Origin of the sequence: Shewanella sp. 5S214 (genome assembly GCF_041439795.1) — a bacterium.
Classification (GTDB): domain Bacteria; phylum Pseudomonadota; class Gammaproteobacteria; order Enterobacterales; family Shewanellaceae; genus Shewanella; species Shewanella vesiculosa.
Genome location: NZ_JBGOOV010000037.1, coordinates 12,906 through 38,522 on the forward strand (window position 1 = coordinate 12,906; position 25,617 = coordinate 38,522).

General features: G+C 40.5%; 24 protein-coding genes and 1 pseudogene. 10 read left to right on the forward strand and 15 right to left on the reverse strand.

The genetic code is table 11. The features are described from left to right. Positions 1–169 precede the first annotated feature (169 nt). Positions 170–1,108, reverse strand: coding sequence for a LysR family transcriptional regulator (locus ACED29_RS19115; protein ID WP_182755211.1), 939 nt, complete (start codon positions 1,106–1,108; stop codon positions 170–172). A gap of 95 nt (positions 1,109–1,203) precedes the next feature. Here ACED29_RS19115 and ACED29_RS19120 point away from each other — a divergent pair, with 95 nt between their 5' ends. The 4 genes from ACED29_RS19120 (at position 1,204) to ACED29_RS19135 (ending at position 4,514) form a co-directional block, all read left to right on the forward strand. Further along, positions 1,204–1,638 carry a DMT family transporter gene (locus ACED29_RS19120; RefSeq protein ID WP_182697620.1) on the forward strand — a complete coding sequence of 145 codons (435 nt, stop codon included), beginning with the start codon at positions 1,204–1,206 and terminating at the stop codon, positions 1,636–1,638. Positions 1,639–1,649: 11 nt separating this feature from the next. Beyond that, a complete protein-coding gene (locus ACED29_RS19125; protein ID WP_124015385.1) occupies positions 1,650–2,102 on the forward strand; it encodes a DMT family transporter in 453 nt (150 codons plus the stop codon). Positions 2,103–2,768: 666 nt separating this feature from the next. Further along, positions 2,769–3,902: a nitroreductase family protein gene (locus tag ACED29_RS19130; protein WP_371698428.1), complete on the forward strand. Its 1,134-nt coding sequence runs from the start codon at positions 2,769–2,771 to the stop codon at positions 3,900–3,902. A 147-nt stretch (positions 3,903–4,049) separates the two neighbouring features. Continuing rightward, a complete protein-coding gene (locus tag ACED29_RS19135) occupies positions 4,050–4,514 on the forward strand; it encodes a DUF2846 domain-containing protein (protein ID WP_371698430.1) in 465 nt (154 codons plus the stop codon). 120 nt (positions 4,515–4,634) lie between these two features. Here ACED29_RS19135 and ACED29_RS19140 read toward each other — a convergent pair whose 3' ends face one another. From ACED29_RS19140 to ACED29_RS19155, 4 genes are all read right to left on the reverse strand, one after another. Then, positions 4,635–5,126: a DUF1097 domain-containing protein gene (locus ACED29_RS19140; RefSeq protein WP_124015388.1), complete on the reverse strand. Its 492-nt coding sequence runs from the start codon at positions 5,124–5,126 to the stop codon at positions 4,635–4,637. Positions 5,127–5,584: 458 nt separating this feature from the next. Further along, positions 5,585–5,836, reverse strand: coding sequence for a hypothetical protein (locus tag ACED29_RS19145; protein ID WP_124015389.1), 252 nt, complete (start codon positions 5,834–5,836; stop codon positions 5,585–5,587). Between the two features lie 489 nt (positions 5,837–6,325). Then, positions 6,326–7,819 (reverse strand): methyl-accepting chemotaxis protein, encoded by a 1,494-nt coding sequence (locus ACED29_RS19150; RefSeq protein WP_165870052.1) that lies wholly within the window; start codon positions 7,817–7,819, stop codon positions 6,326–6,328. Between the two features lie 139 nt (positions 7,820–7,958). Then, entirely contained in the window at positions 7,959–8,693 is a 735-nt protein-coding gene (locus tag ACED29_RS19155; protein ID WP_124015391.1) for an ABC transporter substrate-binding protein, read from the reverse strand. Between the two features lie 720 nt (positions 8,694–9,413). Here ACED29_RS19155 and ACED29_RS19160 point away from each other — a divergent pair. Beyond that, positions 9,414–10,475, forward strand: coding sequence for an oxidoreductase (locus ACED29_RS19160; RefSeq protein ID WP_371698431.1), 1,062 nt, complete (start codon positions 9,414–9,416; stop codon positions 10,473–10,475). Between the two features lie 251 nt (positions 10,476–10,726). On the opposite strand, the gene ACED29_RS19165 is transcribed toward ACED29_RS19160, so the two are convergent. The 9 genes from ACED29_RS19165 to ACED29_RS19205 form a co-directional block, all read right to left on the reverse strand. Next, a complete protein-coding gene (locus tag ACED29_RS19165; RefSeq protein WP_371698432.1) occupies positions 10,727–12,043 on the reverse strand; it encodes a sensor histidine kinase in 1,317 nt (438 codons plus the stop codon). A gap of 2 nt (positions 12,044–12,045) precedes the next feature. Next, positions 12,046–12,708, reverse strand: a complete 663-nt coding sequence (locus ACED29_RS19170; protein WP_124015394.1) for a response regulator transcription factor — start codon at positions 12,706–12,708, stop codon at positions 12,046–12,048. Beyond that, entirely contained in the window at positions 12,708–12,974 is a 267-nt protein-coding gene (locus tag ACED29_RS19175; protein ID WP_124015687.1) for a PepSY domain-containing protein, read from the reverse strand. The genes ACED29_RS19170 and ACED29_RS19175 overlap by 1 nt, the downstream gene beginning before the upstream one ends. Then, positions 12,967–13,530 (reverse strand): diheme cytochrome c, encoded by a 564-nt coding sequence (locus ACED29_RS19180; RefSeq protein ID WP_182722594.1) that lies wholly within the window; start codon positions 13,528–13,530, stop codon positions 12,967–12,969. Before ACED29_RS19180 ends, ACED29_RS19175 begins: the two co-directional genes overlap by 8 nt. A 68-nt stretch (positions 13,531–13,598) precedes the next feature. Next, the gene (locus ACED29_RS19185) at positions 13,599–14,096 is read right to left on the reverse strand and encodes a DUF1924 domain-containing protein (protein ID WP_182722595.1); all 498 of its coding nucleotides are present in this window, start codon (positions 14,094–14,096) and stop codon (positions 13,599–13,601) included. 93 nt (positions 14,097–14,189) lie between these two features. Beyond that, the gene (locus tag ACED29_RS19190; protein ID WP_347689647.1) at positions 14,190–14,771 is read right to left on the reverse strand and encodes a cytochrome b/b6 domain-containing protein; all 582 of its coding nucleotides are present in this window, start codon (positions 14,769–14,771) and stop codon (positions 14,190–14,192) included. 492 nt (positions 14,772–15,263) lie between these two features. Then, positions 15,264–18,347, reverse strand: a complete 3,084-nt coding sequence (locus ACED29_RS19195; RefSeq protein WP_371698433.1) for an EAL domain-containing protein — start codon at positions 18,345–18,347, stop codon at positions 15,264–15,266. Further along, on the reverse strand, positions 18,347–19,390 hold the full coding sequence (locus ACED29_RS19200; protein ID WP_273058242.1) for an extracellular solute-binding protein: 1,044 nt from the start codon (positions 19,388–19,390) through the stop codon (positions 18,347–18,349). Before ACED29_RS19200 ends, ACED29_RS19195 begins: the two co-directional genes overlap by 1 nt. Before the next feature lie 658 nt (positions 19,391–20,048). Further along, a complete protein-coding gene (locus ACED29_RS19205) occupies positions 20,049–20,423 on the reverse strand; it encodes a hypothetical protein (RefSeq protein WP_124015399.1) in 375 nt (124 codons plus the stop codon). A 665-nt stretch (positions 20,424–21,088) separates the two neighbouring features. Here ACED29_RS19205 and ACED29_RS19210 point away from each other — a divergent pair. From ACED29_RS19210 to ACED29_RS19225, 4 genes are all read left to right on the forward strand, one after another. Next, positions 21,089–21,337, forward strand: coding sequence for a hypothetical protein (locus tag ACED29_RS19210; protein ID WP_182697610.1), 249 nt, complete (start codon positions 21,089–21,091; stop codon positions 21,335–21,337). A gap of 24 nt (positions 21,338–21,361) precedes the next feature. Next, a complete protein-coding gene (locus ACED29_RS19215) occupies positions 21,362–21,844 on the forward strand; it encodes a hypothetical protein (protein WP_371698434.1) in 483 nt (160 codons plus the stop codon). Continuing rightward, positions 21,810–22,052: a hypothetical protein gene (locus ACED29_RS19220; RefSeq protein ID WP_182755198.1), complete on the forward strand. Its 243-nt coding sequence runs from the start codon at positions 21,810–21,812 to the stop codon at positions 22,050–22,052. The genes ACED29_RS19215 and ACED29_RS19220 overlap by 35 nt, the downstream gene beginning before the upstream one ends. 514 nt (positions 22,053–22,566) lie before the next feature. Then, positions 22,567–24,117 (forward strand): methyl-accepting chemotaxis protein, encoded by a 1,551-nt coding sequence (locus ACED29_RS19225; protein WP_371698436.1) that lies wholly within the window; start codon positions 22,567–22,569, stop codon positions 24,115–24,117. Between the two features lie 47 nt (positions 24,118–24,164). On the opposite strand, the gene ACED29_RS19230 is transcribed toward ACED29_RS19225, so the two are convergent. Then, complete coding sequence (locus tag ACED29_RS19230; RefSeq protein ID WP_182755195.1) at positions 24,165–24,422, reverse strand: hypothetical protein; 258 nt, start codon at positions 24,420–24,422, stop codon at positions 24,165–24,167. 175 nt (positions 24,423–24,597) lie between these two features. On the opposite strand from ACED29_RS19230, the pseudogene ACED29_RS19235 reads away from it, so the two are divergent. After that, positions 24,598–25,617 (forward strand): annotated as a pseudogene (locus ACED29_RS19235) (IS3 family transposase); the annotation flags it as partial.

The window sequence follows — 25,617 nt, forward strand, 5'->3', positions numbered from 1 at the left end:
AAGATCATCTTCAAACATCCCAGTGGTGAAATTTACCTGCAAGAAAAACGTGCTTATACCTTCCTCAAGTATGGTTTCACTATTCCCAATATTCTATGGCGAACTGACATGTTCACAGCAAGCAAGTAACTGTGTTGCCTCATGCTTGAAGTGATTGCTCAAAATAACTTTAAGTTTGATATTCCCAATAGGCTGGTGTGCCATAAACATCAATAAAGTAATCAATCAGCACCCTAACGTTTAACGGTGGGCGACGCGCATTAGGATAAATAGCGGTAATATTCTGCGGCCCAGTTTTAATTGTCGGTTGATAGTCGTTGAGCAGTGACACCAGTGTGCCATTGTTTAAATGGTTGCCGATTAACCAATTAGGGAATAATACCAGCCCGCTATCATTTAACGCTGAGATAAGTAATGACTCGGCATTGTTCGATACCAGTGTCGGCGTTACGGCTTGGTGAAGCCAAGTGGTTGCGTTGCTTTTGAATAACCAGCGATTTTGCCCAGAATAACCGCTATACACTAGGCAGTGATGGCGAGTGAGATCGCTAGGTTTTTCGGGGGTGCCGTGCTTGATTAAATATGCCGGAGAGGCGACCAAATGGTAGCGCTGTACTCCAAGTACTCGGGCATGAAGTGTTGAGTCAGCAAGTGAGCCGATTCGAAAGATCACATCTGCGGCGTCAATATGCGGATTGATGAAATCGTCGGTTTGAATGAGCTCAACTTGCACCTTTGGATATTGAGTTAAAAAGCCTGCCAACCAAGGGGCTATGTGTTTCTGGCCGAAGAAAACGGGTGCATTAATTCTTATTAAACCTTTTGGCTCAGTCGCCCTATCTTGCAGCTCATTGCGAACTTCATTTAATTGCTCAGTCATCGAGCGGGCGTAATCGTTAAAAATCCTGCCTGCTTCAGTTGGGATAATTGCGCGGGTATTGCGGTAAAACAGCTGCTGTCCTAGTGACTCTTCAAGCTGCTGAATCACTCTTGATATCATAGACGGCGAGACACCTTCACGGCGTGCAACAATTGAGAAACTCTTACTTTCATAAACTTCGATAAAAAACTTTAACGCTCTGATATTGATTGAGCTTGCATCGTTCATCTGTGCAATTCCTGCAAAGGTGTTTGTTGGATTATCCCATTTTTCGCGTTAAAGCACTAGGTTATGATGCGCCCTTTATGATTAGGGGTTCAGTTATGCAGTTGATGTTGATTTTACTTGTGGTGCTCGGCGGGATGGGATTATCCGTTGAAGCAGGGTTATTAGGTCCGTTAGGTGCTGAAGTGGGTGAGCTATGGGCAACCTTTAGCATATTTGGGGTAGGTGCGGCGTTAACCTTTATTTTGATGCTTTTTTTCAGCCCAAGAAATAGTCCGTCATTTTTTTCCCAGCCTTCTTGGACACTGCTTGGCGGAATATTAGGGCCAATATACGTTGTGATTTTAACCATTACTGCGCCAGCAATCGGTATCGCCATGACTATGATAGGGATTTTAACCGGCCAAGTGTCGAAGAGTCTGATTATCGATCACTTTGGCTTATTTGCCAGTCAACCGCGGCCAATTGATCGAAAACGGCTTATCGCACTGGGATTTATCGTAGCAGCACTTATTTTAATGGCACAGGGTTAAGGGGGGGAGTAATGACATTTATTATGATTATGTTGGCGGTCATCGGTGGCGCAACATTGAGTATTCAAGCGGCAATTAATGGACAACTTGGCAGTAAAGTCGGCGTATTTCGTTGTGCCTTTTTAACCTTTTCGTTAGGCGCCTTGGTGACGGGTCTGCTTATTTTTTATTTTGAACCTGCGCATTCGTTAACTTTGCTAGAGGTACCTAAATGGCAGTTGCTGGGCGCCATGTGCGGCGTACCATACATAGTTATCATGGTGTTTGCGGTGCAAAAAATTGGTACTGCGGTAGCAACCGTAGCCGTTATTTTTGGGCAACTGTTAATGAGCATGTTAATCGATAATTTCGGCTGGTTCGGCAATGACGCGATAGTGTTTTCGCCAAGTCGAATAGCGGCGGTTATCTGCTTAGCTATCGCGCTGTACTATATCCATGCCAGTAACCAAGCCAACGTGGAATAAAGCTGGATGACATTGCTGTTTATTGTTATTTGATTGGGTGTTAAAGCGTGTTTAAGTGACGTTGAGAGTCGTTTGGCGATACAAGCGACTTAAGTCGGACGGTTAACGCTTTGCGCTTTGGCGGCGTTATAGGTAAAAGAGAGCCAATCACTTATGAATAAATTAGATATATTCAGCAAATTGCTCTATCCACCAATTAATGACGTTAAATCGATACTTGGACATAGAAATTGGTCATTGTTATTGAGCCGTTATAAAAAGTTCAAATAAAAAATTATCTGAACCCATAGAAAAATATCTAATGAAACAAAGGGTAACCGATGTGGTTGACTCAGGCGTTCATGATTTGTTATTCGAAATGCACCAAAGTGAGGAATTAAAAATGTTGTCCCGCGGTGAAAATGTGGTTTAAATGGACAGATATCTTCGAAAGACGGTTGGTTTTAAAAAAACAGCCTCTATCAAGAATTAGGCATATAAGACGTTACTGCTACTCATACAAAACCGTTGTTACCTTTTGTACTCCAGGGTATTGGTAAAAATTGCCAATTATTTTGTGCGGCAGAGCAATGTGTTAGGCGTTAGTCAGTCACACAGAGCGATAGTGGCTCCTTAAGTTAATGTCTACATGTGTTCAAGCGCATTTTAAGTGTATGGGAGAGCTATATGCCATTAGAAAAACAATGGTCCTTTGAAGATAGTGCGATATGGAAGCTAAAGTTAAGGCTTCAATTTAGTGGTTGGTTACAATATATTATCCATGCAATATGGATATTGGTATTGCTACTGATTGCTGGGGTTGGCTGGATTATTGGGCATTGGCAAGCTTTGTTGTTTTGGTTGCCGCTTGGTCTGGCGACATTGTTGAGTATCGCGCTGTTTGGCACCATTGTTATGGTTAAATATGGACTCCATCCTACTGAAAAGGTACCTGCCAATAAACACCATCTTGATGTATTTGATCTGATGCGATCTCGTAAATCATGCCGTTCATTTCAGTCTCGCAATTTAACGACGGAACATTATGCTGAATTACTTAAGACGGTTCAGTTTCATAGTCAACCAAGTCAATTACTTGGGCAAAAAACCATTCGGTTTGAATATATCAAAGCCGCATTAACGGTTTGGCCAGTGGTTGGTGCACACGAATTTTTAGTTGCCATTGCTCCACGCGAATATGATCGCTTATCAATAATAGATGTCGGTCGAAGTTTGCAAAAAATTGTTATTCAAGCAACACGTATGGGAATTGCAACTTGTTGGATAGGACCTGGCGCTGATAATAAAAGCATTCTGCAGCACCTCGGTAATAAGATCGACCCAACAAAAGATCATGTTATTTGTGTGTGTGCAATCGGCTATGATTCTATGTATAAGCCATTATTTATTCGTTTGTTTAATAAGTTAATGCATAAACGTTTACCGTTATCGGAACTGTTTTTTGCCGATCCGTCATTCGAGACGCCGCTGGATACTAAATCCAATCCCTATTGTGATTATGGACGTTGCTATGAGGTTTGTCAGTGGTCACCGTCTTCATACAATGGACAGACTACCCGCTCTGCTGCCGTAACAGAGCAAATTAATGGTGAAGAAAAACTCATTCGCTTTGATTTCTGCACTTCTATCAGTTCACGGTATTACGCCGCTGTTGCTCTTGGCATCTGGTGTGCGAATTGGGAAACCGGTTGTGCGGCTCTGAATAGACGTGGCCATTTTGCAGTGCTTTCATCTAAAGAAAGAGCGTCTGAAGCTGTTCCTGAATTTCCACACTATGACATAAGCTGGATCGTAGATTGATATGAACTAAACTAATTTTTATTAAGCTGTGTAAGTATACCTATAGAATTTAAATAGTGAATATTGCTAACAAATGCAGGTAGCCGGATCCTGCCACACTGTGTCGCAGATGCGAGCGTTAATTTGAGGTGAGAAGGAGCGTAGTCGATGTTGAAGAAATTTATTTGTTCGCTAGTTATGATTGCATCGCTTACCGCTTGTAGTGCCACCGGCCCTAAATTTACTCAAACGCAAGCGCCCGAGGCAAATAAAGCTAAAGTATATTTCTATCGTCCTTGGGCCATGTTGGATGGCGCAGCAGCTCCGACAATACAGCTAAATGGTATCGACAGTTTCAATATCAGCAACGGAGGCTACCATGTTTTGGATCTTAATCCTGGTAGCGTGATAATTGCAGTTAAAGAAGGAGGGATTATGTCCAATTGGCGTGCCGGTGGATTGCAAATCTCTTTTGATGCTCAAGCCAATAAAACGTATTTTGTTCGCTTAACTGCTGAGCTTGCCAATGCAGCTTATGTGGGCGGCGTATCAAGTATTTCTGGTAATTACTCGCTTGGGCTAATTAATCAAGAAACGGCATTACAAGAGTTACTTGAGACTAAGACAAACTAACAAGGCGTAGCGTCGCTTTTACGACAGAGCTGTGCTCGCTAATCATTGATCATATTGGCCATTGTAATTGGCACATATGAGTCAACAGGCGAGCTATTTTATAATTAATCTGCTTTGTATTTAGATTTCTTCTATGGTTTTGTCTTTTAACGATTCAGCTGTTTTATCCGTTAACGTTATCAATAAGCTCGTGAGTAAGCTCATGCTGTAACCGAGTACAGCGCCTATAACGAGCGGTGGAATAATGGCTGCGATGTCTGCATTTAGGGCAAACGTAATACAACAGCCAATAAATGTGCCGGGAATAAAAGCAAAGTTTTTATTACTGGCTTGTAAGCACATAAGCGCAGTAACAATTCCCGTTAATGCATAGCTTATTACGGGCGACCCCAAAACACCGCTACCGGCAATAATTAACCATCCCCAGAATACGCCGGAAAGATTGGTCATCATCGCCATTATCATGCCTTTAGCGCCCGATTCAGTTTGAGCGAAGAAAGTACTGCAACCGAGAAACCCGACCCAGGTTACCAGATGAAACACATCAGCAACACCAGCCCAAATAGCCGCTAATAAACCCGCAGAAATTGCAATTTGCCAACGATGGGCCATAGCCGCCTCTTAAAAGATAAACTTAGAACTCTGAATTCTAAATTTAGCACAATAAATGAGGTTGTTGCAGTTTTGTCTTATAAAACTCGATCCAGTTCGCAAATAATCGCAAAGGCTAATAAAACCAAACATTATTGGCTAGGTAAGTGGATGACTTATTTTGTAGCCAGGAAAGCTGATTCATTGCCGTCTTATTATATGATTAAGATTGGGTTGAGCGATCAGTAAAGTGATACCAATAAGATGCTTGTACTCATTGTTGGGGCAAATGCTGCAAATATCTAAAGGGTAACAAACCCTAAGGTTCAACAGGTGTTAATTGTACACATCGGGGTTGTGCTTAGCTTTAGAGATAAGCCTTTGGCATGTCGGATGATTAAAACTGATACTAAGATCCTAATGCATCCGTCTGAATTAGTGCAGTTGATGCTTATGATATTGATGAGAATGCGATGAGGCTATTTGAAAGTGACTTTACCGCCTATCATTTTAAATGCTGGCGCGCCTCTTATTAAGGTATCACGGGCAAATATCTGGCCGCACTCTGGGCAAGTGCAGGGAACTTTAGTGCTATCTTCAACGATTCGTTCTTTGAAGCATTTGACTAAGGCACCTTTACCTCCCTTACGATATTTAAACAGTTGGGTTTTACATTTAGCGCAGAAGATATCAACGGTACGTGAAGGGCCTTTTTTATTCGGTTTTGCCATCTTTAGGTTACTTCAAAGTCGGTATTCAGCCCATTGTAATGAAAACCGTAGGATTAGGCTAAAGTTGACTCCATGAAAAATGGTAAAACCGCTTAAATCGCATATGGGGTAACGCTTTTGGTGGTCGTAATGTAAATAGATCTATGATTGAAAATGAATAACGCTGTGGTTTCAATAGCGATTGGTTTGAAAATGATTATATAAAGGGAGTACCGAAGTTTGCATCGTATATTCGTTGTGGAGTAGGAACTAAAATTCACGGGAAACCATAAAGTAGAAGCAACAATATATTAAGGTTCGCAGCTGATTTTTTGATAAACATCGTTGTTAATTATTGTTAACTCAAATGCTTATTAAGCAAAAATGCCGTAGCCAACTCAATTGATGTCTCAATTGATTTGGCTACGGCAACACCAAATGCTCTTAATTACACCATCATTATCACTCAGTATCGACTCAATAATTATCGCTGATTGATAAGGTTTAATATTATGCCTTAAACTGGTTAGTGAGTTGTTTTAAGTCCCGTGATGTCGACTCTAAATCTTCAGAGTTTTGATTCATTTCACTGAGCAGCGTAAGGTTGTCCTGACCAGATGAGACAATACGATTGATATTGTGGGTTAAGTCTTCTGCCACGGTACTTTGTTGCTCTACTGCTGTTGCGATATGTGTCGCCATATCGGTAATTTGTTCAGTGGACGTTAAAATTCTATTAATGGCTGTTCCCGAACTTTGGGCATTAACAACTGAAGCCTCACTTTTACTCTGACTATCAAGCATGACTTTAACGGCTGACTTAGCACCGGATTGCAACTTATTGATGCCAGTTTGAATTTCAGCTGTACTTTGTTGGGTACGGCTAGCAAGGGCGCGTACTTCATCGGCCACAACCGCAAAGCCACGGCCTTGTTCCCCAGCTCTCGCAGCTTCAATCGCGGCGTTTAATGCCAGTAAGTTTGTTTGTTCTGCAATACTGCGGATAACATCTAAGATAGATACTATGTCTGTTACGTCCTTATCTAGCGAGTTGACCACAGCGGCGGCTTCCGTCAATTGGTTAGATAAATCATTAATAGAGTCGATAGAATGATTAATAATGTCAGATACTTGTTTAGCATCCATGTTGGCTTGAAGTGCAGAGTCGGCTGATAGTTGCACGCTAGTAGCGATTTCTTTGGCTGAGGCCGACATTTGTGTGATTGCTGCTGCGACTTGATCTGTTTCTAATTGCTGGTCGTGTACATGACCACGACTGCTTTCTGCACCTGTGTGTACATTTCTCGCGGCTCGAAATACATCATCAACCGAGACTTGAATTGACTGCACGAGTATTTGAATTTTATCTACAAATAGATTAAATGAACTGGATACCTTGCCAATTTCATCTTCACGACTGACATTGAGCCTGCGGGTTAAATTGCCTTCGCCACTGGCGATATCTTCTAAGGCATTAGCGACATGGGTGAGTGGCCGAGTGATCAACTTACTAAAAAGAATAGACAGTGCTGTGACGAGAAAAATATCCAGCAATAGACCTTTTAAAATTATTTTAAAGGCGAGTTCTGCGAGCTCGTCTTTAATACTGGTATCGTCGATGTATAACTTGACTGAACCTATCTCAGTAGCGGTCTCATCTTCCACATATTGCAATTTTATGGTTCTAAAATTAGCACTCATTTCCCCCTTGGATTGGGCTATCTGATCACCTTTATCGTTATGATAAGTTAAAAAAGCAACATCATCAGACTGCTGTTCTGAATCAAGTATCCGAGCCATTTGAGGCTCATCGTAATTCCAAACTGCGCTAGGAAGGCTTAACTGTAATCTTGAGGCGACTAAATCTAGTTGCACATCTTGTTTGTGTCGTAATTTTTCACTTTGAGCAAAATAGTCATACACCCCAAAGATCACTACTAAAAAGGTGACTGCGACTAAGGCTGCCATGATTAACTTAAAAGAAATTGATTTGAATAGCGTCATAAAATTACTCATTTTAACTTGAGTTCAATAACGCATCGTAATCTAGTTTATTACGATACTTTAAAATTATAGTTATCGATAACAGCGTCCGAATAAAGTCGGATCACATCGACACTTAATGTGCAGTACTGCTTCACTGTTACTTTAAATGCTCTGTCATGAGTGCATTAATATCAATTTTACTTAACCCTTGGTCATAGATATCTTGCCATTTTTTCCCCTCAGCATCATTGCGAAATGCAATGTAAAGGTCTTTATTCATCAATAGCTTAGCGTTCATCTGAACCTGATCTTTATCCTTAGCGAGTTTGCTGCTATGGGTGAGCATGTAATTGAGAACGTTAGCGTCAATTACAGCTGCATCGATGCGACCACCGAGGACTTTTTGTACGTTAATTTCATCTGATGTGACCACTTGAGGTTTGATCTCTTTACTGGCGATAAGTGCATCAAGTTCTTCTGTATTGACGTAATCTTGAACTACGCCAAGTTTATACTTGGAAAGATCGCTTACCTTAGCCCAGCTGATCGGTGACGATTTCTTTTCAACTAAACCTAGTGGACCTTGTCCCATGGGAGCAGAAAAAGTAAATTCGCTTGATTCATATAGGTATTCTGGAAAATACCCCACATATTGAGAGCCTGATTCGGAGGCTAATTTCACCGCACGGCTCCAAGGAAAAAAATCGACCACAAGCTCATGGCCCATGGCTGTAAATGCAGCTTGGGCAACAACCACACTGGCACCTTGATTTTCTAAGGTTTTTCCTGAATACGGCGCCCAATCTAATGAGGTAAGGTGCACGGTTTCAGCGTTTGCTGTACTGCCACCGATAGCGAATAATAATCCTAATATGGCATAGTTAAACTTCATAAAATCTCCTAGAAATGAAAGATGTAAATCAGAGTCAATAACACGTTAGTACCTTGAGAGGTATCAAGCGTTTTTCTTGCTTACCTAAGGTAAAACCTCAATTTTTTTATTGTTAAATAAACTTATTATTTAGCAATAGTCTTGTTGTTATCATGTTTCCAATATCATCCATGAGCATTTAAATAAGTCGATTTACCTAACTTGTATGCCTGTGATTATTCATATGTTACGACACTTTATGGCATACAGCGTCTGACCGAGACAATGACTCCTTTAGTATAGACTTAAATTTTAAAACAAGAGCAAGCAATCGAATTTAAACCATAAACCTCATTAATTGATGTTTATCGACTTTTGATTTTGAGTTAATTACGTCGTTAATGTGATGTGGTTCAGCGTGATATGGGCTTTAAGTCTTTGTGGGAATGGGGCTGATATAAACGATTTCTTTTTATTTACAAATTTAGCACTGCGGCACAAGTTTTAGCTCAAGGGGATGACTTCTTTGTTGTGCGTTATCGGATGCAGATCAACGACAAGCTGATGTTAACATTGCAACAGCTCCCTAGTATGGATGAGAGTTTTGAGTATCGATTTAAGTCATGGGATGTTATAAGTTGCATTCAGTGACAATCTAACAAACGACAATAGAACCGTTTCATTCTAGTCAGTTGGCGCGATATTTAGATTCATGCGGTTAAAAAATAGGTTAACGATAAAATGATAAAAGTTGGTGTAATAGGCTACGGATATTCTGCGAAAACATTTCACATTCCATTGATTGAATCTTCAGCATCTTTTGAATTAGTTGCAATCAGTAGTTCTCAAACAGAATTACTTAGGATGAAATATTCTGCTATTTCACTTTATGATAATGCAGCAGCGTTAATCGCGGGTGCCGACCTAGATTTAATCATTATTACCGCGCCCAATAATGTTCATTTTTCATTGGCAAAATTATGTTTAGAAAAAGGCATTAATGTTGTTATCGAAAAACCTATGGTGACCACAAGTTTACAAGCGATAGAGTTAATTCAGCTTGCTAACGATAGCGGTTTATTATTGTCTGTTTTTCATAATCGGCGTTGGGACGGCGATTTTTTAACTGCTAAAAGCCTTTTGCAACAGAATCGATTTGGTTGTGTACGATTCTTTGAATCTCATTTTGATCGTTTTCGCCCCACCGTTCGGTCAAGATGGCGAGAACAACCAGGCGAGGGCGCTGGTATTTGGTTTGATCTTGGTGCTCATATCGTTGATCAAGCTATCTGTCTTTTTGGTTTGCCAGAAGCTCTGACAGCAAGATGCTTACCGTTAAGAGAAGGATCGCAAACGACCGATTACTTTCATGTGATACTCCATTACGAAAATCTTGAAGTCGTGCTGCACGCGAGTTCATTTTCAGCAGCTCCCAATATGCGTTTTCGTATTGAGGGTACACAGGGAACATATGTTAAATACGGTTTAGATCCTCAGGAAGAGCAATTAAAAACCGGTATTACTGCAAATGATCCATTGTATGGTGTGGAAAAGGCAGCCAACTATGGCCGTTTTTACGGTGAAATTTCGGGCGATACTAGTGGCCAAATTAGGGAAACCATAGTCGAAACAGTCAATGGTTGTTATCAGCAATATTATGCCGAAATAGCACAAGCTATCACTTTAGGTGGTCCTAATCCTGTTGAACCAGATGATGTCGTCGAGGTGTTACGGATACTTGAGTTAGCGGAAATAAGCAGTATGAGTGGTAAAACAATGCTCATGCCTAAAGTTAATCGTTAATCTTTTGGATTCACTGTGTCTATGATGAGCGTAATAGCTTGCTCTACCTCAAACCGAGGTTAACATCGATTTGGCCATCACAGTGTCAATGAGCATCCACATTAGAAAAGGTGATCTTTGGTCATTGTTGATTGCTTTACTGCGTTCTACATTGCTGCTGATACCACAGCATTAAGCCACCATAGCACCGATAATCACTGTTATGGTGACAAGTGTTTTTTCTCATCATTCATTAACCTGGTTAGGCCCATTTAGGTGTGGATGGGGAGAAAGACGCTTACGGTTAATCCGCCTTGTTTTGCATGGCTAAAGTTGAGTTCGCCTTGATAGCTATCGACGATATCTTTACAGATGGACAGACCCAAGCCGTGGCCTTGGATACTCTCATCTAGTCTGACTCCACGATTAATAATCATAGATAATGCCGCATCAGAGACTCCCTCACCATCGTCGCTTACCTCAATGAGAAAGCCAGCTTTAGGGATACTTTGCTGCTTGATCTGTATTTCAATATTTTTACTGGCATGTTTGCAGGCGTTATCAAGCAAATTACCCAGCAGTTCGAGTAAATCGTCGCGATCAAAGGGCATGACTAAACCGTTATCGTAGTGGCTTTGAATGATCTGCTGGGGGTAGATGCGCAACATCACTTGGATAAGTGGCGCGAGATCATCATCTAGAACGGTAAAGCGACCTGGCATTGAGAGGCCAACAATTTTAGTGCGCTTAAGCTCCCGCTCTATAATGTGGTGCAGGTTTGATAATACCTTGCTGCCTTGTGCTCTTTGTTCCGGTGGCAGACTTTCTAGATAGGACTGCAACCCTTGCAGAGGGCGTTTCATTTCATGAGCTAAGTTACCAAGGGCATTGCGGGATCGTTGTACTCGCTGCCCCAACTGATTAACTAAGCGATCTATCTCTTCAATCAGCGGGACTATCTCACTCGGCATGTTGCTAGGATTAATTTCTTGCCCTTGGGTACGCATCTGCCTTATGGCTTCAGGCATCTGTTCTAAGGGTTTAAATCCGCGTTTGAGTAGCTGATTTTGTGCAAGTAATAGAATTATAATAGTGAGTAATACCGCCGCGCTGGCAAAGGCTAAAAAGTGTACTTGAGTTTGTTCAAGTGCGCTGATGTCTTCCGTTATCCAAAGGATAACTAATTGATCGTTCTTGATAATCGCTTGACTGAATATTAACCAATGTTCTTTACCCACAAATTGGCTGGCTTGTTGTTGCTGACCTGCTTTTAGGGCGGGAATACTTATTTCATGGTCGAATAAGGAACGCGATCGCAGGGTTTGCGTGCCAATCTGAATGGCAAAGTAATGTCCTGAATTTACCCTATGGTAGACATTGGGTAAACGGTCTGAGGTGAGCGACCAAGTGGTATCAGGATGTTGTTCAAGTGCGGAGATCAGACTGTCGGCATCATGTTGCAGGCGCGAGGCGACAAAGTCTTGAGTTAATATTTGGATACCCTGATACAGGAAATACAGTAATAACACCATAGTAAAGGTAAGAGTGATCAGTAAGTTACGGGTAAGATATCCTTTGAGTGAATACACGCTTATTGCTCCTTAAGCCGATACCCTTGGCCACGACGAGTTTCAATATAATCTTTGCCTAAACGTTGACGTAAGCGATTAACATATACTTCAATAACATTACTGTCTTTGATGTGTTCCTCTTCATATATGCGCTCACTCAGCTCTGTTTTAGAGACTATTTTGCTTGGATTGACCATCAAATAATGCAGCAGGCGATATTCAATTTTAGTCAGCTCTATCACTTCACCATCGCAATTAGTCACGGCTTGTTTGTCGACATCAAGAGAGACGCCTGCATGTTGTAATACATTATCGGCACGACCAAAATGACGGCGAATTAATACTTCGAGCCTTGCGAGTAATTCTTCGACATGAAAAGGTTTGCCTAGGTAGTCATCTGCTCCCGCTTTGAGACCATCAACACGCTCGTGCCAGGCATCTCGCGCGGTGAGGATAAGTACTGGCATGGTTAAACCTTGTCGTCGCCATTGACTGAGAACCTCTAAACCTGGCTTGCCGGGTAAGCCGAGATCGAGGATCACGGCTTCGAAGTTTTCCTCCTCTCCAAGAAAAGCCCCATCGATACCATTATCTGCATGTTCGACTGCATATCCCGCCTTGTTAAGGGCGGGAATGAGGCGAGCGACTAGATCGGTATCATCTTCAATAAATAGCAAACGCATTAGTCGACCTTTTCTTTTAACCACTCGCCGGTTTTGGCGTCAATCTTGATCTCATACACTATGCCATCATCGCGTAAGATTTCGAGTTCGTAGATGATACGTCCATGTTTCTGCTCAACTTCTAGGTCGAGCAATCGGCCATTTAATCGTGATTCATAGCGTTGCATTATGCTGTCAAACGATAACACTTTGCCTTCTTTTACCCACTCTACGACTTTGCTTGAAAGATCATCATCGTGAGCATCACAGCTTGAGCTGCTAATCATCCCAACGGCCAAAACCAGGAATATTAACGGTATCTTCATTGAATACGCCCTTCTCTGCGAGGTTGTGGCAATTACTGCATTGACTGAATGAGCCGACTTTAGGGTTATCTTGTACCATGCGTTTAGGGATCTTATCGTGTTTACGAATAAAAAATGCCTGCTCGGTGATTTTTTGCGGCCCCATGCCTGCTATTAATGGCTTACTGTTTTTTAGCACTTTACCATTTTTAGCTGCATGTAGAAGCAGATACTCCTCAATTCTAGCCGTTGCTTGAGGGTCTAGGCTGGCATTATCACCAAAATGATCCTCAAGATTAGCTGTGATGGCGCGCCATTTTTCTGCAGGTAATAAATTGGCAGGGTAGGCCATGTGGCAACTGCCACATTCGGCGCTATATTCCACATTTTGTGGAATTCCCCGCCCTCGGTTATGGTCATCGTCGGCATATCCTGTGCCTGTTAGAGTCAGGCTGATACCGATAATACCAATGGCTAATGCGGCTGCCGTAATCGATGAACCTGCAATCCAGCTTATTAGATGCGTTTGCTTTGTCATGAGATGTTCCTTTGTTCGCAGTTGTCTTTAATAAAAAATAATGATTGTTTATCACTGGTTAATCTTTGTTATTGCTGGCTTAACCAGAGTAAAGCATCGCCTTTTTCTTGTGCGGTACAGTCGCGTTTGAAGGTCCAATTACAGTTACGAGTAAACCATTTTTCTATTTTTGCTGTGTCTGTTAGACGAGCTTGTGTGATAGATGGCGCCATAGGATCAATCATCTTACGGGTATTTTGGTGCATGCCCATTTCACTGACTTTAGCCGTGTGGCAGCTAGTGCAGCTACGACCATCCATTTCCTTCATCCATAATGTTTGTCCCGCTGCCGCAGAGAATGGCCCTGCGCCTAGGGATTGATAGTTTTGCAGTTGCCTGCCAATGCGCTCGGCACTTAAGGGGAGGCTATCCACTTTACTGTTAGCGGCATTTACACCAAAGCTGGTGAAACTTATGCTTGTGATAGCAAGGCAAGCAAGGGTTAAACTTATATTGCTCAGCATTAAGGCCGATATCTTAACCAGATTAAGCTTTTGGCTAATGGTGGGTTGAGTCATTGTGTTCATAGGGCATTCCTTTTGGTTAAAAATGTCAGGTTGACGATGAAAGCTCACTTTATGAGTGCTTTCTATCTCAAAAATAGGTTGATTAAATCAGTGTTACTTTTCTAGTGGACGGTGTTTTTTACCAGTAACCATGGCTCTGATTAAGTTTTCTTTGTGGAGCAAGCTGCTGACTAACACGCCGCCGACATGGATAACCACTAAGAACACGGTAAAGTTGGCAAAAAACTCATGGACTTCTTTTATTGCGCCTTCTGGCCAAGTGGCAAAAAAGCTGGTGGCTAATGGCCCATACCCATCGGTGGCGTATAGGGCCATTCCTGAAAATCCGGTGATGGCGATACTGATTATCAAGGTGATGATCATCAAGGCTCCAGCAGGGTTATGGCCGACATAATCTTTGGCTTTACCAGTGGCAAGTGCCTTGACATAAATTAAGGCGTTTTTAGGCCGAGTGACAAAGTTACTGAAGCGCGCATGATGAGTTCCAATTACACCCCATAACAAGCGAAACACCAGCAGGATTAAAATGCTGTAACCTGCGTAGCTGTGGATCGTCATCCATTCATCTTCGCCCTCTGTGAGGTACGCTAAGGTAAAAAAGCCAACGAGTGACCAATGGAATACGCGGATCAACACATCCCAGACTTTAATGGTTTGCAGTGTATTTGATGACATAATGTGACTCTCCTAATTGTGGTCTAGGAGTAGGTTACTGAACCCAAACTTAAACCTCGCTTAAATTTTCAGAAGGTCAAAGGAGTTGCTTTAAGCTGAAATGATATGAGCCCAGCGGGCTTTATGATTGATTAGCAAAAAGGTTGCTGTTGATCTTTATGGTTTCGAACAACCAAATAGCAAGGATGTGTACACACTTGTTGAGTGGGGATTGTCACTTTGAGGAATATAAATATTGAGCACCCTATTAATAGAGTAAGGCAGAATCATTATTGACTAACACAGCTTGTATTCATGTCGATGGCGGTAGATTGTTATCACTGTTTATCGATTTAAAAGATGGTTTCTTCAAAGCAATAGCCTAGTTTTCGCCAACAAGGTTATTTCAGCAAAGCAGAACTGCTTGCTGTCAATCAAGCAAATGAACCGTTGCAATGGCAATAATGGGAGCCACGCTATAAGATTCTGGCCCCATGGTTTTGTAGAATAGACTTAATGCTTTGTCAGATACTGGTTAAACATTTTTAACGGCAAGGGTTTACTAAATAAATATCCTTGGTAGTTTAAACAACCTTTGTTAGTCAGTAGTTCTTTCTGTTTTTCTGTTTCAACGCCTTCAGCGATCACCTCTAGATTTAAACTATTTGCCATGGCAATAATGGTCCGCACAATTGCCCTGTCATTGGGGTCATTTTCAATATCTTGAATAAATGATTGGTCAATTTTAAGCTGGTCCAAGGGTAAGCGTTTCAGGTATTGCAAGGACGAATATCCGGTACCAAAATCGTCGATAGAAAATTTGATCCCCCGTGCCTTAAGAGCGGTCATTTTTGTAATTGTATCTTCCATATTTTCCAATAAAATACTTTCTGTAAGCTCTAGCTTAAGTTTCTCTGGGTTAATATTCGCCTGACTCACGATAGTTAATACATTCTCAACAAATGCTGGAATGCCCATTTGTCTTGCACTAATATTCACGGCCAAGGTCAAATGAGCTGATTTCGGTTCTAATGCCCAAGTTGCAAGCTGCTGACAGGCTGTTTCTAAAACCCAATCTCCCAAGGGTAAAATCAAACCTGATTCTTCCGCAATAGCAATAAACTCTAAAGGTGAAACAATACCTCGATCCGCAGTATTCCAACGAATTAGCGCTTCAGCTCCCGTTACAATACCTAATGAGTTAATCTGAGGCTGATAATAAAGTTCAAATTGTTTTCCCTTGCTAATGGCTTCGCGTAATTCGGTTTCAATACGAATACGCGAAATAAGATGGGCTTGCATGTCGGGGTCATAGAAAAATAGTGCACAGCCACCTGATTTTTTAGACTGATACATAGCAATATCAGCTTGCTTAAATACTTCATCAGCATTTTGATGGTCAGCACTTAATAATGTAACACCAATACTAGGGGTTATAAGATATTGATGAGACGCAAGTTGGTAGGTTTCAGACAATGAGTGGAGAATTTTTTTGCCGACAACTTCCGCTTCTGACACCGCGACAATCGCTTGTTCACTGAGCCCTTTAAGCATGACCACGAACTCATCACCACCTAAACGAGACACGGTATCACTCTCTCTTACACAAGCTTTGATGCGACTTGCAACCTGTTGTAATAATAGGTCACCCATATCATGGCCTAATGAGTCATTGAGCGCCTTGAATTTATCTAAATCAATAAATAAAAGAGCGGCTTGCTTTTTACTGTGTACTCTTGCAGCGAGCTCCTGATTTAAACGGTCGAGTAATAGGCGCCTATTCGGAAGCAGGGTCAGTGAGTCAAAAAAAGCCAGATTATTAACTTCATCTTCTGCATACTTTCGTTCAATTGATACACTGGTTAAGCGAGCCGTTCTCTTAATGAGTTCGATATCATCTGCAGAAGGTGTCGCCACTTCACGGCAATACATTGCAAAAGTACCTAATGTTAAGCCTGTTGAAGAGATAATAGGCTGAGACCAGCATGAAGCTAAGTTTGCCTGTGTTGCCAGTGCTTTATAATTACTCCAAAAAGGATGTGTCTGAATGTCTTCAACAATGACCAGTTCTTTAGTGAACGCCGCAGTGCCACAAGAGCCAACACCTATGCCAATTTCAACCCCTTCAAGCGCTTCATTATAAAAGTCAGGTAAGTGAGGGGCGATCACTTTAACAAATTTTTTACCGCTTTTATCAATCAACAGAATGCTGCAAATAAATTTTTCTTTTAGCCCCTCGATCCCTAATACGATCGATTCAAGAATATCATCTAAATTTTTATTCTGGGCCAATAACTCTAGAGTATGTGTATGGAATTTATCATAAGCTTCAATTTTTTCTCGCTCGTGAATCTCGTGATTGAGTTGAGTATTTTGGTCATTAAGACTCGTTAAATGAGTCAAAATACCTTCTTGCATACTGACGATACTATTTGCCAGCAGCCCTAGTTCATCTTGCTTATAATTTGAGAGTCGAGTCACCTGATTTGTCTCACTAAACCGACGCACAACCGCGACCAAGTTCTTCAAGGGGCGCACAAATATTCTTGCCACTATGAGCGAAATAAGAATACCGAGAAAACTCAATCCCAGAACAACTCGCAGGCCTGTTTCAGTCAAAATATTCGTTTCAGATAAAGCAAAATCAATCGGCACAGTTAACCCGATAATCACAAAACGATTACCGGTAGATTGACTAAAAGGAATACTGGTAAATCCACCGATACTTTCAATATTATCAAAACCTAGCGTTTGGCGAATCGTGACGGCTTGTACGCCAGAATTAATAATTTGATCAACCGGCTCAAAGGTATCTTGTACTAAAAATTGTCGTCCACGATCAAAACCAAAGGTTTCTAGTCTATTTGGATGAATAAGAAAATCACCTGTCTCATTAGTCAAATACAGTTGATACTCTTCAGACATATCTGACTTCAATATGCTAAACATCAAATTCAAGTCGACATTAATGACAATCACCCCAATGGCTTTGCCTTTATCATCAATAACAGGCGATGCCACCTGCAATGTCGGTTGGCCTAATCCAGCATGAGCCCCCCGTTCATGATTAATGAAAATTTTAGAAAAGAACACTTCGCCTTTATTCAGTTTTAAGGTTTTATAGACATAAGGATAATGTTGTTTTTCTTGTAGATGGGGTTGAGGGATCACAACTAATTGGCCATCATCCCGATCAACCCTAACCATCTCGCGCCCATACTCTTGCGCGCCAATTAATCTAACTTGAAAATATTCAGGGTAAACCGACAATAAACTTTTGAAATTATCTGACAAAGATTCTCGAGCAATAACTGAGGCATTATCATGACCAAATGAATCGTCTACTAACTTAGTATTTGCCAGAACTCTGGTTTGGTTAGCCGCCTCATTAGCCATCGAATAAAAACGTCGGCCGAGAAGTTTTGTGGCATCAATCATTCCTTGCGTCGCTTTATCCGATAAGATATCGCGGGTGGCATTAAAGGTGAAATAGCCTGTAGAAGCACTGGCTAAAATCCCAAACAGGGACAGCAAGATGGTAAGTTTAATCGCAATGCCAAATTTAACAGGCTGATTATTTGATGACACTGCAGCCATTAAAATTCTTCCGGCACTTCGCCAGAGATAATTCTATCCCATAGCAATTTACGTTTATCCATATTTTCGACCCGCTCCAACCAGATGAGTTTGTCCGACGCTGTTAACCCTTCCGGTTCTTCAAGCGTATTTGCTAAGCCTTGTCTTTCTGATAGAGCATGACTCACCTTTTGTTCTAATAGGAAGTTAATCCAATTCTCCGCTAATGTTTTATTTTTGGCATCTCGAGTAACAGACCAACAGTCTAACCAAGCTAAAGCGCCTTCCTTGGGGATAACATAGCCAATATTAGCTTGAGTTTCTTTGAGCATTTTGACTTGTTGAGAACCATAATTGGCGAACATTAATGCAATATGGTTTTCGTTAAATAGCAGCGTCGCTTCTTCCGGTTTTTCATAGTAAGTCAAAATATTTCTACGCAAAGCAATAACTTGCTGGGTCACCAGGCCAAACTCTGAATTTGGGATTTGAAAAGGATTTTTTAAACCAAGCGATAACGCAGCAAACGAAAAGTTGTGCTCACTGCCCGCATACATCAATACTCGGCCTTGATAACGTTTATCCCACATTATCGAAAAAGAATCAGGAGGCTGACTAAACTCATTTCGATCATAAATAAGGCCCATTTCTGAATAGGTGTAGGGAATGGCATATACTTTGCCGTTTCGGATCAGACCCGGTATTGAAGAAAGGTCGCTAAAACGTGGCAATTGATTTTGACTATTGGGGATATTAGATAATGTTAAGGGGACGCTAATACCCTTATCAATATAACGTTGTAATTGGGCAGTATTGACAGCAAATACATCAAATTTATCCCCAATACCTGCATTTAACCGATTCCACATAGTGTCATCAGATTCAACCAAGGTGACATTAACCTTAACCTGATAACGCTGTTCAAAAATGGTAACTAAATCTGGATCTGCATACCCAGGCCATGCCAATACACTTAATGTATCTTCAGAATAGGCAGCAAGGCTAAAACAAGCAGATGACAGGAATATAATAAAGCAACGCATTTGTTTATACGTATTAGACATCTAACTACCACCTGATGTTAAAGCATTTCAACATTAATAATACAAGGATTTGATGCACTTAGAGAAAGTATTTTTTGCTTAAATAATGCTATTGAATAAAAATTATATTCTATAGACCTAGGATAGTAGAAAAGTGGTAATTAGCAGCACGATAAATAAAAATAACTTACAAGTATTATATCAAGTGTTTAGCAAACGGGTCTTTAGCATGTGAAGCGATGAAAACAATTTTTTCATTCTGCAACTAGATTGTTGATGAGATCGGTAAACCTAATGTTAAGTTAAAGCCAGTCTCTGCCCTGAGATATCAATGTTACTCATCATGGTATTGTGGATTGTGTCGATGAAGATGGAGTCGTTAATTTTATCCTGAGGCCGCTGCTGGCTGTTGTTTTTCGGCCAAAGGTACGACATTGATCTTGCCTAGCCTCAATACCATTGTTCTGAGGGTTTACCTATAGTGCTGATGATTATTTTATCGTAATGATCTGCACCATGGCACAGAGGCACAGCACAATATTATGGTGGGGCTAAGCCATGTTGCTGGCGAATAAATCGCCTTGATGATTGAAATCGGCAGAACTAGGATAAAAGATCAAAGACATGGCAGTATGTTTGGCATGATTAAGTCAAAGCATGAGCATTGAAGCTTGAGGTATTATTGCCCCTTGGTCGCTTTGATGGTTAATCTTTCTTGATTCGATAAACGGATTTGAATCCCGTCAATAGTGGTAATCTTCTCTGCTTCAATATCTTTTTTACGGACTTTGTAACTTGCTGTCATCGCTTCTATGGGGGATGAAATTGTTACATCAACCACAGTGTTGTCGTCATACAAACTCCAGCCCCAATAACCTGCAGTTGCTAACATCGACATAGCAATCATTGCGTAAATAATTGCCCGACTAAAAAAGGGATATTTTTCTGCTTCAGCCATTGCAGCGCTGTGACTGACTTTATTACCTCGACCGCGACGTAAGTACACAATAGCGCCAATAATGACTAATAGTGTGACTAGAATTTTTGTCAGCACGTTATCTTCCTCTTATCATTAATTCACCGTGATTATACCGTGTTTTGATTGATTTACCGTTATCTAGCACACATCAATTGTGTGACCCATATAAACGCTAACAGTGCTGGTATATCGACACTATGGCATTTATGCATAACCATTGTTGAGTTGATTCTTTACTGCTTTCTTTTTTGTATATTAGATTGATGAAATGTCTAAACCGTGAGGATATATTATAGGGTAATGGAGGATAGAGTTCATCTCTAATACTACTCATACATATTTTATTATCAAAGAATATTTCAGCGTGTTTAATCATCTAGCGAATAAATTTTTTTATAATGAAAATTGATTCTACTCACATGGTTTTTTGAGTAATTTTTACATGATTTAATATAATTACCTGTAAAAAATACAAAGTTAAATGTATTTAGGTATTTAAATTTAATGTGGTTGTAATAAAAAGCTATTTATATCATTCATCTATAACTTTTATGGTTAACATTATCATTGTGGCATGTCATTCGCATCATAACTAATAACAATCGATACTTTATCGTTTTTAAATTGATATTGTATTGATTTACCTATTTTATGTTAGATAGTAATGTTTGGATGTAATCATTTATTATTGCTATTTATTCGTAATAATAGAACTCGAAAGATTATTTAAGGAGATTAAAATGGCTACAACAAAAGAAAAAAATCAAGACTCTCAAGAAAAAGTCAAAGATGCTTATCATTTGGCTGAAGAGGCAACATCAGAAGCCGTTAGTTCTTTAAAAGATCACGCCAAAGAATCACTCAATGAAGGCTCTGCAAAAGTTAAGTCTGCAACCCATCAAGCTGGAAACATGATAAAGGAACATCCTTTACTCAGCGTTGGGTGTGCATTTTTAGCTGGTTGGGCAATTTCGAAAATTACAAAGTAAAAAGGTAACCGGAGAGATTTTATTATGGAAAACACCAAGACAGTGTCGAGTAACAATAAGATCTCTGACGGTACGCAAACCGATCCGTTATCTAATTCCGATGAGGTTAATGCTAATGTTGACGAAATAACTGATATTTTTAATAAGGTATCAAAAGTCGCGCAAGATATTGGGCAGTGGTCAGAATCTACTGTCCAACTTTTCTTTATGGAAGTCTCTAGAAATGTTGTTGTGGCGAAAAAATTTCTTGTTTGCCAACTTTTGTTTATTCCTTTATTGGTACTTTTTATTTTCAGTATATGTGTCAGTGTAGGAATTGTTTCATATAGCATTACTCACAACATGCTTATCGGAGTAGGTCTATTTCTATTCATAATGAGTATGGTTTTAGTCGGTCTAGTTTACTGGCAAAAATACCTAATGCAGTTTTTTGGCTTTAAAGACACTATCTCGCAATTAAAGGAGGGTATGGATGTCATCTCTAAAGCATCTCAATCACTCGATTAAGCTAAAGCGTATGCAAGGTAACGTATCAGCTAGGCAGAGTGAATTATCGATCAATTTATTACTTTACTCTATTAAAAAACAAACCCAAAAGCATCCTTTTGGGGTCACTATTGCTGTCACCATAGCCACTATTATCTTTGCTAAATATAGACGTAATATTAAATCACTTTATCCTATGGCATCTTTAGGTTTTAATTACTTTAAGTAAAATTAAAACCGAATAAATAATGATAATAGTCATTACCTTGCTCATCATATTATCAAGTTAATTGTTTGCATTTTAGTGAGTCTGAATAGTGGTTACTCCTATACCTAGGTTTCCGCTTGGTGCTATAGATGTCAAGGCGAATTGTTTTTGGCACTGTTGGTAATAAGCGTGTCACAGTATTTTAATATTGCTTGTTTCTTTGATATCAAATCTTCAAGAGTGATTCTACTCATTGGCATGATAGCTGTTATTTCGTCACTATTGATTGTCTTATGGTAGCGACTGGCCTCAAAAATCTATCTCTAGCACCATAATCATTTATATGATTAATCAATACTTCGCAACGTAAACTTTGATACCACATTGACTTTGGTTGTTATCAATGTGACTTATCGCATATATTTTAAAGATGTTAATTATTTACTGATTAAAGTCGTGAGTCATCACATACAAGTAATACTGATTGTTTAATAATCGGCTCACTTATTTACTTAATGACGTTTAATATATCAATATGACCATAAAAGATATCATCGATGAAGAAGTCACTTATCCGTCGGATTATATGATTCTTTCGACAACCGATTTAGACAGTATTATTACTCATGTTAACGATGACTTTATGACTGTCAGTGGTTATAAAGAAGATGAACTTATCAATCATCCCCACTGTACAGTTCGTCATCCTGATATGCCTAAAGCTGCATTTAGTGACCTATGGGACACTATTAAGCAGGGAAAAAGCTGGATGGGATTGGTGAAGAATCGCTGTAAAAATGGTCAATATTATTGGGTTAATGCTTATGTCACCCCGATTAAACGTAACGGGACTATTTGCGAGTACCAGTCGGTAAGAACTCAGCCTGAAGCAGAGCTGACTGAACGCGCCCAAGCCTGTTACGATGCCATTAATGCTGGAAAAGCCGCTAAGCCAAAGTTTGGCGCCAGTATTATTACCAAACTCTTATTGGCTTGGTTGTTATCAGTCGGGTTATTGATGTCCTTACCTTACTCCAATGGTTTTTTCACGGTACTCGCATTTATTGTGGCCATTATCTGTTTTTGTCGGCCGCTTTATGTTCTTAAGCAGCGTTTTAGTCAAATCCTGATGTTGAGTGAAAAAATACACGATAATCCGCTAAATCAATTTGTTTACACTGGTTATACCGATGAGCTTTCCCACATCGAGTTAAGTCTACGGATGCAAAAAGCTGAAACGCTGGCGGTGGTTGGACGTATAAAAGACAGTGGCGAGGAATTGCAGCAAGGTTTAGAAGAGCATCAACAACAAAATCAAGCAAATCAAAACCAGTTGGTGACGCAGTCGCAAAACCTGGAACAAGTTGTCACAGCCATCGGCCAAATGAGCTCTTCGGTTACCGATATCGCTAAAAATACCACAAATTCAACAACAGAAATTCATCACTTAGTTAACCAAATACAGTCAACTAAGGCGGCATTAGCTAGCAGCCAAATCGCGACTACGGAAATTAATAACTTATTGGAGGAGTCTCGTCTTGCTATTTCTTCATTGGATCAGCAATGTCAAAACGTAAACCAAGTGGTCGATGTGATCGAGAGTATTGCGCAGCAAACAAACTTACTTTCACTCAATGCTGCTATTGAAGCTGCGAGAGCTGGAGAGTCGGGCAGAGGATTTGCGGTGGTCGCAGACGAGGTACGTAACTTGGCCAGTCGCTCGGCAACTTCTGCACATGAAATACACGCTATTATCAATACACTGAGTCAGACAACCGCAAAGGCGGTTGCGCAAATGGAACGAAGTGATATCTTGACCAATAGGAGTATCGATTCCAGTAAAATGCTCGAGCAAAGCCTGATTTCGGTGAGCGAAGTGATGGGGATTATCGAAAGTAATGGCGAGCAAATTTCAGTTGCTGCAGAAGAGCAAGCTGCTGTTGTTAATCAAATTTATACTAATGCTATGATATTACAAGATGGCATTAATCAATTCGAACAGAATTGTCATCATGCAGCAATACATAGTCTAGAAATTAGCGGTCAGGGAAACCGTCAAACTGAGTTGGTAAATCAATTTAATTAGATTGTACTATCATCGATTTGGATCTGATGACTTAGCTAAGGCTGAGATCATTTTACTTTGCTTATCCTGTTGTTAATCGCTTCTGTTAGCTGCTTTTTAGATTCATCTTCGCCACAATATTCTGCGAAACCTAATCCCCAACCATGGGGGTTAACCTGGGTAGCGAGATCGACTACTCGGTAGCAATAATCTCCTTGTTTTACAATTCTATTAGGGTCTAATCGGTGATTTAAGGTGTTGGGCTGGCTTGTATCGACTTTGGGGGTTAACTCAATGAAATCTAATTGAGGATCCATTTCGCTCATGGTGCCAACGTTTTTTTTGGGTAATGCGGTCTGTGAACTGATGAGTAGATCTAGTTAATTAATGTTATCTCGTTGAATATACTGGCTTTATGCTTGCTGTATGTAGTGGCATAGTTATTTTGGCCACCTAAATAGAGGTGATATTATTGCCTCGTAGATAACTTTAGGTGAGCACATGAGATCGACAACCAAAAAAACATTTAGCGCTGAATTCAAACTTGAAGCAGCCCAATTAGTCCTCGATAAAAACCACACAATCATTCAAGCTGCAAAAGCGATGAACGTGGGCAAATCGACTATGGATAAATGGGTTAGGCAGTTAAAGTTAGAACGCCAGGGGGGCACTCCCAAAGCATCTCCGATTACCCCTGAACAAATTGAAATCCGTGAATTGAAGAAGCACATCGCGCGTATTGAGGAGCATAACCTTATCCTAAAAAAGGCTACAGCTCTCTTGATGTCAGACTCGATGAACAATTTGCGTTAATCAGCCAACTCAAGCAGAGCCACTCTACTTTCACTATTTGTAATGCATTTAACGTTCATCGCAGTAGCTATAAGTATTGGCTAAAAAGAAAAGACCATATTGATGCAGACTTTACTATTTTATGCAGTGAAGTGAAGGCCGCACATCGTATTAGTAATGGCTCTGCCGGTGCTCGAACGATAGCGCAATTAGTCACTAACAAAGGGATTAACCTTAGTCGCTATCGAGCCCGCAATCTAATGCTAAAGCTTGGGTTAGTCAGCTGTCAGCAGCCTAAGCATTCTTATAGAAAAGCGACACAAGAGCATGTTGCTATCCCAAATACGCTTAAGCGACAGTTTGCGGTTACCCAACCGGATCAAGTGTGGTGTGGTGATGTGACGTATGTTTGGGTCGGTAATCGTTGGGCCTATTTAGCGGTTGTTCTAGACCTGTTTTCCCGTAAACCTGTTGGTTGGGCGTTGTCATTATCGCCTGACAGTGAGCTGACCTGTAAGGCCTTGAAAATGGCATTTGAGTTAAGAGGGCAGCCTGAGAATGTGATGTATCACAGCGATCAGGGCTCGCATTATACTAGCCTGAAATTTAGGCAGTTATTATGGCGTCTTCAGATTGAGCAAAGTATGAGTCGTCGAGGAAACTGTTGGGATAATGCACCAATGGAGCGTTTCTTTAGAAGTTTGAAATCTGAATGGGTACCTGTAAATG